The sequence below is a fragment of the Ignavibacteriales bacterium genome (assembly GCA_026390775.1).
Taxonomy (GTDB): domain Bacteria; phylum Bacteroidota; class Ignavibacteria; order Ignavibacteriales; family Melioribacteraceae; genus Fen-1258.
On the sequence record JAPLFF010000007.1, the window covers coordinates 478,131 to 490,604 of the forward strand.

The window sequence follows — 12,474 nt, forward strand, 5'->3', positions numbered from 1 at the left end:
TGATTTAGATTTTTATTGGAGGTAAAAATGAAACCCAAATTCCAATTAGGTTTATTTTTCATAGTACTATTCGCAACCTGCCTGCCGGCAGGCAGGTTCTCAATTATTAACGCTCAATTCTATAAACCAGATTCACCTTTCGCACACACATATTCCATCGTTGCATTTGATGAGAAGACCGGCGATATGGGTGTTGCGGTTCAGTCGCATTGGTTCTCAGTTGGAACAATTGTTACATGGGGCGAAGCTGGAGTTGGCGTTGTTGCTACACAATCATTTGTTAATCCTGCCTTTGGACCAGGCGGTTTAGATTTGTTAAGTAAAGGAAAGACACCCCAAGAAGCGGTTGATGAATTATTAAAGAGTGATGAAGGTAGGGAATTCCGCCAGCTTGCAATTCTTGATTCAAAAGGTAACGCTGCTTCATTTACTGGTAAATTATGCATTCAACCCGCCGGAAATATTGTTGGTAAAAATTTTTCTGTACAGGCAAACTTAATGTCTAACGATAAAATTTGGCCTGCTATGGCAGAAGCATTTCAAAAATCAAAAGGACCACTTGCAGAAAGAATGCTCGCTGCACTTGAAGCTGCAGAAAAAGCCGGCGGTGATGTGCGCGGAAAACAATCTGCAGCACTTCTTGTTGTGCGTGCTAAATCAACCGGAAAAATTTGGGAAGATCGTTTAGTTGATATCCGCATTGATGATAGTTCCGCACCGCTTCCCGAATTGAGAAGACTTCTAAAAGTTCACCGGGCATATGAACACATGAACAATGGTGATCTTGCAGTAGAGAAAAATGATATGGATAAAGCAATGATGGAATATTCTTCAGCAATGAAAATGTTTCCGGATAATCTTGAAATGAAATTTTGGACAGCAGTTGCGTTAGCAAATAAAGGAATGATGAAAGAAGCTGTTCCAATGTTCAAAGAAATTTTTAAGAGAGATAAGAATTGGAAAGATCTAACTCCGCGTCTGCTTCCAAATGGATTATTAAAAGTAACCGGAAAACAACTTGAGGAAATACTTGACTAATCATTTCATGATTCCGAATAACAAATGATAAACAACGATGCCTATGCGGCGCTTAGAATAAAAGATTACCGCTGGTTTATCATTGCGCGCGTAACACTCACGTTTGCAATTCAAATTCAATCTGTTATAGTTGGATGGCAAGTTTATGAATTAACACACGATGCACTTTCGCTTGGAATGATCGGACTTGCAGAAGCAATTCCATATTTATGCATTGCATTGTTTGCCGGTCACATAGCCGATACAATCAATCGAAAAAAAATTATTCTTTATGCCGGATCAATTTATTTACTCTGCGCTATTTTGCTGTTTTTTGTTTCGACAGAATTACACCCAATACTTATTAAGTTTGGTGTATACCCAATCTTTGCAATCATCTTTATTACCGGATTAGCACGGGGATTCATTTCTCCGGCACTAAATGCTTTTGCCGCACAACTTGTACCAAGACATTTATTCGGTAATGCCTCAACGTGGAATAGCATGCTATGGCAAACAGCTGCAATAACAGGTCCGGCATTCGGCGGTTTAGTTTATGGCTTCTGGGGAATTGGTCAAGCATACTTCTTTGTTGTTTTCTTCAGTGCACTTAGCTGGTTTTTCTTTTTTCTAATTAAAAAGAAACCGATGCCTGAAAGAACAAAAGAAGAAAATATTTGGCAGAGTTTATCAACCGGATTAAAATTTGTATTTAACGATCAGGTCATACTCGGTGCAATCAGTTTGGATATGATCGCTGTTTTTTTCGGAGGAGCTATTTCCATTCTGCCAATTTTTGCAGATAAAATTTTACACTCTGGCGCTGAAGGTTTAGGATTGTTGAGAGCCGCACCTGCAGTCGGTGCTTTAATCATGTCGTATGTTCAAGCACATAATCCGCTTTTTAAGAATGCCGGAAGAAATTTACTAATCTGTGTTTTAGGATTTGGTGTAACTACAATTCTCTTTGCATTATCAAATAACATCTATCTTGTTTTCTCCTTACTGATGTTAGGCGGAATGTTCGATAATGTCAGCGTAATAATTCGCCAGACAATTGTTCAATTATTCACACCGGATGAAATGCGTGGAAGAGTTTCTTCAATCAATGGAATTTTTATCGGCTCTTCGAATGAATTGGGTTCTTTCGAATCCGGAGTTGCTGCAAAACTGCTGGGTTTGATTCCTTCAATTATTTTTGGCGGAAGTATGACAGTTGCGACTGTAAGTGTTATGAGTTATATCTCACCAAAACTAAGAAAATTAAAAATGTAAACTCCCGCAAAAAATAAAAACTTAATAACTAAAATGGGAACTCTTCTTTGTATTATATTACATTCAAGATAATTTCCATGGAGTAAAAATGTTTTCAATTTTTGAGACAGAAATAATTGTGCGCCCGGATGATATTGATATGAACAATCATGTTCACAATTCAAAATATTTAGATTACCTCTTGATGGCGCGATATGATCAAATGAAAAAAGATTATAAAGTACCTATGGAAGTTTTTGTTGAGCGCGGATATTCCTGGGTAGCTTCTACAACACATATTGATTTTAAGAGAGAGATAAAATTAGGTGATAAAATTGTAGTGCGAACGCAGGTAAATACTTTTGAAGGCGCTCAAGTAAAAGTAAATTTTTGGATTATTAAAGTAGAAACGAATAAAGTAGCAGCGGAAGGATGGTCAGTATACACTTTAATTTCTATTGCAAATGGAAAACCGGCTAGAATTCCTGAAGATATAATCCAAAAGTACAATGTGTGAAAATCAAAACAGAAAATTTTGAAACTTAAGTAGAGATATTTATCACAAAAATTATTATGGATAAGTTAATTATGGAACCAGAATAATTTTTTCGAAATAGCATTTTAAACCTTGATAAAATTGGAGTGCAATAATAAAAAAGTCAAAGTGGAATACGTAAATATTGAGAATCTTTTTTCAGTCTTTTAAATATATAATTACCTTTTACTTTTCTAGCTAATCCGCGCACAGTTGTATTTGGGAATAATCCAATTCTTCTTATTTGAAAAATATCTTCATGCAAGCCAAGTGGCGCATTATCCGTAGCATAAACCAATTTATAACCAGTTTCACGGGCAATCTTTTTTGCTTCCTCGTTACAATTACCGTATGGAAAAGCAAATGACTTTATTTCCCTCCCCAATTTTTCTTCCAGTATTTTTTTTGATTCTGCTAATTCATTTTTTGCTTCCTCATATGAAATTTTTGTTAAATCAGAATGTGTAAGAGTGTGAGATCCAAATTCAATTCCATAATTTTGCATTTCTAGGATTTGCTGCCTGTTCATCATTTTTAACTTCGGCTCATTACTTTTCAAATCCCATGAATTATATTCCAATCCGGCAACTAAAAATATAATTGCTTTAAAACCATATTTCTTTAAGATCGGAAATGCTAATCGGTAATTATCTTCATATCCGTCATCGAATGTTATAATTACAAATTTTCCTTCGGATCGGTTCCTTTTTATTTCAAGTGCTTCTTCAAAAGTAATTGTTTTATAGCCGCTTCTTTTAAGATAGCTCAAGTGCTTATCGAATTGTTCTGCGGTAACATAAATACCATGTTTACCTGCTTCATCCAACCTTTCTACTATTCTGTGATAATATATTATCGGGATTTCCTTTTTATAATAACGAACTACCACACTCTGAAAAATAAATTCAAGACGGCTAACATTCTTTTCTAGATCACACTCATCTCTAACTTTATCAAACACTTTACTATCACATCTTTTCTGATCAAGTGATACTTTTAGATCGTTGATAATTTTCTCAAAGTCAAAAATCTTTTCAATTACGTTCATATCGCCGAAATTTGTTTCAAGAACAAAATTGAGATTGTTTTTATTTACCAATCCTATTGTGCATGCCTCGCCGATTGCTATTAATGGTTTATTAAGCAGAATTGTTTCAATGGCAATTCTACCCGAACCAATTACAACCGAGGATTCGTTAATTACTTTTTCTAAATTTTCCACAAATCCTCTAAACACAAATTGATTGGTAAATTTTTGAAATCTTTCCGGTATTACTTGTCCGCCGACAACTTGAAACTTCACATTCTTAAATTCATTTAAGCGGGATGAAATATATTCCAACAATTTATATGCAAGATCACCTTTAGGCCCGGAAAGTCGAGTGATAAATGAAACAGTTTTTTGTTTCGTAATTTCTTGCGACGGCTTGATAATTTCCAAATCAAAACAGTTTCTAAAAATTTCCATCTTATCCGGATGAACTTTGAACACATCACTCAACTGTTCTTGTAATTTCTCGCAGATTGGTAAAGTATAATTACCATAAGCATGAAATATTTTCCTTGACAAAAAAGTTGCCTGTCTTCCGTGGACAAAAACGACTAATGGAATTTTTGTAAGCTTACACGCTAGAGAAGAAACCCAAGCGCTTGCTCTTGAATGTGCATTTACAATATGAATATTATTCTCGAGAATAAATTTTCTAAGAAATAAAATATTTTTAATTCTAAATAATAAAGTACGTTTGGATAATGGTGTGGGAATATACTTTGCTTGCGTTTTTTTTGTTAACGTATCTGAGATGATAAATACTTTGTGACCTCTAGAAATTAACTCATCAGCAATTGATACTGCGAACACCTCTGCGCCGGTAACTTCAAGTTGAGAAAGTGTCATCAAAATATTCATTAGAAATACTTTTCCTTAGATTCTTATTCGATTGTTGAACAAATACTATCCGGTGTATCACGGTAATAAATGTACGAAGGAAAATTTACCTTGGCGATTTTGTATTTTGTTTCAGCTCGTTCGAAAAAATCCGAGTCGTCGCTATAAACTAAATTTTTAAATCCATCCAATTCAAAAAAAACATTCCGTTTCCCGAAAAAAGTTCCCCCGATAACACATTCGGAAAGATGAATCTCTTTAGTTAAATCATTTTTATCTTTCACAAACGGATGTCCGATAATTTCAACACCGCCGTGAATGAGATCAATATCCGGATGTGCTTGCAAAAATTCAATCCGTTGTTTCAAATAATCCGGTTTCCATTCATCATCACTACACAAAAATGCTATAACTTCCCCGCATGATGCAAGTATTCCCGCGTTAGTTGTAAGAGGAGTGCGGCGCTTCGAATGTTTCATATATCGAATGTTTTCATACTTAAGCAAATATTCATCAATGATCTTAAATGTATTGTCCAGGCTTCCGTCATCTACAATTATTAATTCCCAATCTTTAAAAGTCTGGTTTAACACGGATTCAATTGATCTTTTTAAGTAGCCTGCGCGGTTGAAAGAAGGCATAATAATGGAAACAACCGGCTTATATGATTTGTAAACCTGCATATTAATTTTCTTGTTTACTGATATTAAGTGAGTCAAATATAGTTTTTTATTGAATAATTTTTTGATTAATTTCATCAACCAAAATTCGAAAAACACAAGATTTTTTTGATGAGTTCACGCGAACAAAGAGATTATTTTAGCATACTTAAACGCTATGAACGAAAGTTCGAAAGTGATGAGTTAAACGATTATAAAATGCTTGTCAAACGTCATAAAGACGATGAAGATTTAGATAAACTTTCAATGCAACGGCTAAAAAAACTTTACGATAAATATCACGCAAACAGAGATAGAAAAAATTTCGATCAGTTCTTTAAAACTCCACAAACAGATTCCGAAGACCAATCTTCATAATTGATAATTTTTTGGTGAAATAATGAATCAAAAACTTTTACACAAAATTTTTGCAGTGGTCGTTTTTATTATTGCTGCATTGACCTTCTTTGCAACAATGCAGCCTACGGTTTCTTTTTGGGATTGCGGTGAATTTACCGCTTCATCATATTTAATGCAGGTGCCTCATCCTCCCGGAACACCATTCTTCCTTTTTCTCGGCAGATTATTTTCAATGATTCCTTTTGCTAACAATATCGGCTATAGAGTAAATACCGTATCAGTATTGGCAAGTGCATTTTCAATTTTGTTTTTATATCTAGTTGCTGTTAAGGTAATTCAGAACTATAGAAAAAAAGAATTGGAAAATTTATTTGATGCATTTGCACTTTACATCTCTGCTGCAATCGGTGCACTTTCTTTTGCTTTCAGCGATACATTCTGGTTCAATGCGGTAGAATCCGAAGTTTATGCAACATCAACTTTTTTTATTGCATTTGTTGTTTGGTTAATGGTTGTTTGGAATGAAAAAGCAGATGAACCCGATAGTGAAAAATATCTAGTCTTTATTTTTTATTTGATTGGCCTATCAACGGGCGTTCATTTAATGTCGGTACTTGCAATCGTTCCGGTGATGATGACAGTTTACTTCAGAAAATTTGTAACCGATGAAAAAGCGCTTGAAAAAACCGGAATACTATTTGTTGTACATACTGTTATCATTCTTGTTGTTGCAGCAGTTATTTGGGCATCGCAGACAGATACAACTAATCCAACACCTGAACAATTCGGAGGACTTGACTCACGTTTTCTAATGATTTTGGTTGCTATTACTGCTCTATTTATGGGAGCGTTATATAAAAAAATCTTTCAAAGAAATTCTTTTTACATACCAATTGTAGTGGGTGGAATTGCATTAATGGTGATTTATCCCGGACTAGTAAAATATTTACCAAAACTGATTACAATACTTGGTCAAAATGATTTCAAGATGAATATTTTTGCCGGATTTGCAATTCTCGCTGCTGTTGGTTTTGGTGTTTATTGGTCAAGCAAAAAGGGTAAACCTGTTCTTAATTTAATTTTCAAATGTTTATTTTTTGCAATTGTCGGTTCATCAAGTTTTGCAATGATTATTATTCGTGCAAACCAGGAACCGCCGATAAATATGAACAGTCCAAAAACTTTTACTGAGCTTGAATCTTATATCAACAGAGAACAATACGGTGACTTTCCTATTTTTAAAAGAAGATATTCAAACGAACCTCATCAACAAAATATTTATACCGATTACTCAAGCGATCTCGATTTCTTATGGCGGTACCAATTAAATCATATGTTCAATCGTTATGTGTTTTGGAATTACATAGGAAGAGAATCAACCTATCAAGACAGCGGAGTTGAATGGAGCGATATGTGGGGCATTCCGTTCTTCATCGGACTGTTTGGATTGTACTATCACTTCCGTAAAGATTGGAAAATGGCATCAGTGTTTATCATGATGTTCATCTTTCTCGGATATCTTACTGCATTCTACCAAAATCAACAGCAGCCCCAACCGCGAGAGAGAGATTATTTTTATGTCGGCGCTTTCTTTGTATTCTCATTATGGATTGCAATTGGTATGCGCGGAATAATTGAAATCCTAAAAGAAAAATTCCAAGAAAAGAAAATATTGAAACCAATTTTGATCGGAGTTATTGTTTTGGGAATTATTGGTGTTCCGGTTAATATGGCAAAAGCAAATTGGTTTGAACATAATAGATCCCGCAACTATGTGCCGTGGGATTATGCTTATAATCTTTTGCAAAGCGTTGCGCCAAATGCAATTTTATTTACTAACGGAGACAACGATACATTTCCGCTTTGGTATATTCAAAATGTAGAAGGAGTCCGACGCGATGTTCGTGTTGCTTGTTTGAGTTTAGTGAATACACCTTGGTACGTTAAACAATTAAAAAACACTACACCGTTCGGATCACAAAAGGTTGAAATGAGTTTAAGTGATGAGGAAATTGATCGTATAGGTCTTCAACGTTGGAATCCTACTGAAGTTTCTGTTGATGTACCACCTGATGTTATGAAGGAATGGAATATTACCGATAGCGCAACTGTTAAAGACAAAAAAGTAAAATGGATAATGAAAAATACCGGCCAATCCGGAGATATTAAATTTATACGCGGACAAGATATTGTAGCATTAGATATCATCATACAAGCAAAATGGAAAAGACCGGTTTATTTTGCAGTTACATGTTCCGATGACAGTCGTTTAAATTTAGATGATTATATTGAGATGGAAGGAATGGCAATGCGTGTTGTTCCTAAAAAGAATGACGTGCGTCAGATAGAGTATATCAATGAACCGATCTTAAGGAAACAATTGTTTGAGCAGCCGACTAATGGATTTAGCAAAGATTATCAGCCGGGATTTTTATTCCGCGGATTAAATGATAAAACAATTTTCTTTGATGAAAATCATGAACGCTTAACTCAAAATTACCGTAACGCATTTATGCGGTTAGCTCTTCACTACTTGTATAAAGAAAAGAACAACGAAAAAACTATCAATACAATTGAAGAAATGGAAAAAAGAATACCGCGTTCGGTAATTCCTATGGATTATAGAATTAAGCACGATATTTCCAAAATTTTATATTCCGCGGGAGATATGAAACTTTACGAGATTTACGCACGTGAAGTTATTGAAGAAACAAAAAAACATTTGGAACTAAATCCGCGCGATTTTTCAAGCTGGTATAATCCTTATGATCTTCTTCTAACTCATTACGATAATCTAAAAATGTATAAAGAAGCTGTTGCGGTTCTACAGCAGCTACAAATTTATGCCCCGGGCGATGAAAGTGTCCGTAGTCTCTTAAATGAATTTAGAAAGAAAGCTGGAATGGAAGTTTCTGAAGTTGTTCCTAAACAGCTTAATAAGAAATAAATAATCTCTGAGGCGCTCAATCGGGCGTCTCAGTTTTTAAATAATAATTATAATCCGATCTTTATGAATATTCTTATTATAGCACTTTCCGGAATTGGTGATGCTTTAATGTTTACTCCTTCACTTGTTAAACTGAGTGAAGAAATTCCAAATGCTGAACTAGATGTTCTCGTTATGTATAAAGGAGTAAAAGATATCTACGAAAAACTTCCGCAGATTTCAAAAGTTAGATATTTCGACTTTCTAAACAGTTCTAAACTCAAATCACTTTCTTATATTCTAAAGCTCAGGAATAAATATGACGCAACAATAAATATTTATCCATCTAACAGAAGAGAATATAATTTAATTAGCAGGATCATAGGAGCGGAACGACGATTAGCAATAAAATATCTGCGCAAAGACTTTTTAAATTTTGGATTCTTAAACAATACACGTCTAGAAGAAAACGACAATCTTCATAATGTTGAAGAGAATTTCTTTTTATGCGAAAAACTAACCAGCAAGAAATCAGACTCTATTCCAATGCTCAAGCTAAATTTAAGGAATGATGATCTTACTTTTGCAAATAACTTCTTCAAGAATAAATCAATTTCCAATAATGATATAGTAATCGGATTTCACCCCGGCTGTTCAACTTTAAAAAATCATGAAAAGAGAAGATGGGAAACAAATAAATTTGCCGAGTTAGGAAAAAAATTGATCCAAGATTACAATGCTAAAGTACTGCTATTCGGAGGTGGTGAAGAAAAGATTTTAAAAGATATTATTTCTGCAAAGATTGATTCTCAAAATGTTTATTCGGTCAATGCACACAGTTTATCAAACAGCGCAGCTGTTATGCAAAGGTGCAATTTATTTATCACTAACGATTCAAGCTTGATGCATGTTGCAGCGGCACTAAAACTTAATATTGTCTTTATTATCGGACCAACAAATAAAAATTATATCTATCCATGGCAGACAAATTATAAAATAGCTTCTCTCGATCTTGACTGCTCGCCATGTTTCTATTATTCGCCAAAACCATTAACATGTTCCCGCAGTGATTTGAAATTCAAATGTATAAAAGATCTATCGGTTGATCTGGTGTATGAAAAAGCAAAAGAATTTCTTGCTGTAAAAATTTGAGTGTTAATTGTCTTTCGTAATTATTTTAGTATGTTGATAATAAATTCCGCACACTCATCTATTTCACCGAAGCATTTAATCAATCCGATTCTTCTTTTTTCTTTTATTATTTGTTCTTCCATCAAAGAAATTATTTTTGTCCACATTTTACCGTGACATGCAACCGGTTTTTGATCGATTATTCCTTTATTTAAATATTCCCAAACAAGAGAAAGCTCCAGCATTGTTCCGGTTCCGCCTTGAAGAATAATATAAGCATCACCTATCTCAACAAGAGTTTTCAACCTATCAAATAATGTATGAGCAACAATTTGCCTGGTAAGATGTTTGCTCGCCAAAGCGTGATAAATGTCTAATGTAACTCCAACTGCTTCCGCACCTTTCTCATTAGCTCCTTTTGAAACTGCATCCATAATACCTTGGAAACCGCCGGAACAAACATTGATTTTATTCTCAGCTAATTTTTTCCCGAGTGTGTAGGCGATTTCATATTCATCATCACCTTCACGAGATATAGAACTACCAAAGACAGTTACGAATTTTTTGTTTTCGTACATTAGTTTTCCAAGATTGGTTTGCCTGCATCTAACCAAGCAGTATAAATTAGCGAAGACAAACAGAGAGCCGCAGAGTTAATTTCAGTTATAGTAACATATTTAGTTTTGAACCAGAGTAATCTGTAATAATCTGTATCGAACTTACCGTCGGTTTTACCTGAAGCATAATTGTCTGCTGAAAGAATCATCTCAACATAATCGTTTGCTTCAACGATATAATCGAAAATGTAATCTTTGATATATTGTATGTAGTATGGCTTATTCTCTTCAAAACTATTTCCTATCACATTTAAATATTTATCCACCATATCAATTTCATAACGGGAATGAATTCCTTTCTGCGAAGTCAACTGTCCGTTGTAATTCACGGTTGCATGAAGCGGCTGATGTCCATCCGCAACATAATGTGCTAAGTCGGAAGTATAGAGAAGTACGTTATCTTTATTTTTTTCTTTGAATGCGTTTATCAATCTGAAAAAAGTTTCTTCAGTTGCCCATGGAAGAATTCCTTCTTTTGTAACAACTTTCTCATCATATAATTTATTAAGTGAATCACGCGACATGATTACAATCCCATCCGTAAACTCTTTATAGTAATCAATATCAATAAAGTGCTTCGGACCTTCTGATTTATCATCTCTTTTTCTATTATCAGGATCAACAGAATGTTCGGTGATTGCAGATTTGAATTGATCGGAGAATTTCATTTCTGCCGGAAGCAGTTTCATTGCAAATGCGGCAATAGTTTTGTGTCCTTTGTCTCCCCATCCATAAACTATTAATGATGACAATAGAATTAACAAGAACGAGGTTGAAAATATTTTTTTCAATTTAGTATCCTTTTAAGTATTTGTTTTAAGATTAATTTAATTCCCCGTTGATTTCAAGGATTGATTTTTTAATTATAGCTACTGCCTCTAACACTTGTTCTTCGGTTATAACTAATGGCGGTGCAAAACGTATAATGTGCCCGTGAGTTGGCTTAGCAAGTAATCCGTTCTCTTTCATTTTCAAACAAACATCCCAAGCTTCTTTTCCGTTTTTCGGTTTAATAACAATTGCATTGAGTAAACCTTTACCACGTACTAGTTTAATCATATCTGTTTTTATTTTTGATATTTCCTCGCGGAAAACTTTCCCGAGTCTTTCTGCATTCTCCGACAATTTTTCTTCTTTAAGAACTTGAAGAGCAGCAACTGCGACTTTACATGCTAATGGATTTCCCCCGAAAGTTGAACCATGTTCTCCTGGTTTAATTACAAGCATCACTTCATCATCTGCAAGAACCGCAGAGATAGGCATTGTTCCGCCGGAAAGTGCTTTCCCTAATATTAATATATCGGGTTTAACATTTTCATGATCGCATGCAAGTAATTTTCCTGTCCTCGCAAGTCCGGTCTGAACCTCATCGGCTATAAATAAAACATTTTTTTCTTTACACCTTGAATATGCTTTTGCTAGATAACCTTCGTCCGGAACAACAACGCCAGCTTCCCCTTGTATTGGTTCAACTAAAAACCCGGCAACGTTCGGGTCTTGAAGTGCTTTATCTAATGCATTCAAATCGTTATATGGAATCTTAATAAATCCAGGTGTGTAAGGACCAAAACCTTTATAAGAATCCGGATCGCTCGACATTGATATTACGGTTATTGTTCTTCCATGAAAATTTCCATCGCAGACAATTATTTTTGCTTCGTTCTCTTTGATTCCTTTTTTATCGTATGCCCATCTTCTGCAAAGTTTTAGAGCTGTTTCATCAGCTTCGGCTCCGGAGTTCATTGGTAATATTTTATCGTATCCGAAAAAATCGGTAATAAATTTTTCATACGGACCGAGACAAACATTATAAAAAGCTCGGGATGTTAGAGTAAGAACTTTCGCTTGATCACAAAGTGCTTCAACAATTTTTGGATGACAATGACCTTGATTTACCGCAGAATAAGCAGAAAGAAAATCATAATATTTTTTCCCTTCGACATCCCACAAAAAAACGCCTTCGCCTTTTGTTAATACTACCGGTAGCGGATGATAATTATGCGCGCCGTATTTTTCTTCTAATAAGATGTAATCCTGAGTCAGCATGATGTCCCAATATTTGTTTAACTGTTATATCAAATTTATCA

General features: G+C 34.7%; 11 protein-coding genes. 6 read left to right on the top strand and 5 right to left on the bottom strand.

Annotated features, from left to right (window positions below; translation table 11 throughout):
- The first annotated feature begins 27 nt into the window (after positions 1–27).
- The 3 genes from NTZ27_07360 (at position 28) to NTZ27_07370 (ending at position 2,788) form a co-directional block, all read left to right on the top strand.
- Positions 28–1,038 carry a DUF1028 domain-containing protein gene (locus tag NTZ27_07360; GenBank protein ID MCX6174548.1) on the top strand — a complete coding sequence of 337 codons (1,011 nt, stop codon included), beginning with the start codon at positions 28–30 and terminating at the stop codon, positions 1,036–1,038.
- A 24-nt stretch (positions 1,039–1,062) separates the two neighbouring features.
- Positions 1,063–2,292 carry an MFS transporter gene (locus tag NTZ27_07365; GenBank protein MCX6174549.1) on the top strand — a complete coding sequence of 410 codons (1,230 nt, stop codon included), beginning with the start codon at positions 1,063–1,065 and terminating at the stop codon, positions 2,290–2,292.
- 88 nt (positions 2,293–2,380) lie between these two features.
- Positions 2,381–2,788, top strand: coding sequence for an acyl-CoA thioesterase (locus NTZ27_07370; GenBank protein ID MCX6174550.1), 408 nt, complete (start codon positions 2,381–2,383; stop codon positions 2,786–2,788).
- A 142-nt stretch (positions 2,789–2,930) separates the two neighbouring features.
- On the opposite strand, the gene NTZ27_07375 is transcribed toward NTZ27_07370, so the two are convergent.
- Both NTZ27_07375 and NTZ27_07380 read right to left on the bottom strand, forming a co-directional pair.
- Positions 2,931–4,715 (bottom strand): polysaccharide deacetylase family protein, encoded by a 1,785-nt coding sequence (locus NTZ27_07375; protein ID MCX6174551.1) that lies wholly within the window; start codon positions 4,713–4,715, stop codon positions 2,931–2,933.
- Positions 4,716–4,738: 23 nt separating this feature from the next.
- Positions 4,739–5,452 (bottom strand): glycosyltransferase family A protein, encoded by a 714-nt coding sequence (locus tag NTZ27_07380; GenBank protein MCX6174552.1) that lies wholly within the window; start codon positions 5,450–5,452, stop codon positions 4,739–4,741.
- 33 nt (positions 5,453–5,485) lie between these two features.
- Here NTZ27_07380 and NTZ27_07385 point away from each other — a divergent pair, with 33 nt between their 5' ends.
- The 3 genes from NTZ27_07385 (at position 5,486) to NTZ27_07395 (ending at position 9,791) form a co-directional block, all read left to right on the top strand.
- The gene (locus NTZ27_07385; GenBank protein MCX6174553.1) at positions 5,486–5,731 is read left to right on the top strand and encodes a hypothetical protein; all 246 of its coding nucleotides are present in this window, start codon (positions 5,486–5,488) and stop codon (positions 5,729–5,731) included.
- A 22-nt stretch (positions 5,732–5,753) separates the two neighbouring features.
- Complete coding sequence (locus NTZ27_07390) at positions 5,754–8,660, top strand: DUF2723 domain-containing protein (GenBank protein MCX6174554.1); 2,907 nt, start codon at positions 5,754–5,756, stop codon at positions 8,658–8,660.
- Between the two features lie 63 nt (positions 8,661–8,723).
- Positions 8,724–9,791: a glycosyltransferase family 9 protein gene (locus NTZ27_07395; protein MCX6174555.1), complete on the top strand. Its 1,068-nt coding sequence runs from the start codon at positions 8,724–8,726 to the stop codon at positions 9,789–9,791.
- Positions 9,792–9,811: 20 nt separating this feature from the next.
- On the opposite strand, the gene NTZ27_07400 is transcribed toward NTZ27_07395, so the two are convergent.
- From NTZ27_07400 to rocD, 3 genes are read right to left on the bottom strand one after another with little or no spacing between them, the layout of a single operon-like run.
- On the bottom strand, positions 9,812–10,348 hold the full coding sequence (locus tag NTZ27_07400; GenBank protein MCX6174556.1) for an LOG family protein: 537 nt from the start codon (positions 10,346–10,348) through the stop codon (positions 9,812–9,814).
- Positions 10,348–11,178 (bottom strand): hypothetical protein, encoded by an 831-nt coding sequence (locus tag NTZ27_07405; protein ID MCX6174557.1) that lies wholly within the window; start codon positions 11,176–11,178, stop codon positions 10,348–10,350. The genes NTZ27_07400 and NTZ27_07405 overlap by 1 nt, the downstream gene beginning before the upstream one ends.
- 31 nt (positions 11,179–11,209) lie before the next feature.
- Positions 11,210–12,436 carry an ornithine--oxo-acid transaminase gene (rocD, locus tag NTZ27_07410; protein ID MCX6174558.1) on the bottom strand — a complete coding sequence of 409 codons (1,227 nt, stop codon included), beginning with the start codon at positions 12,434–12,436 and terminating at the stop codon, positions 11,210–11,212.
- Between the last annotated feature and the right edge of the window lie 38 nt (positions 12,437–12,474).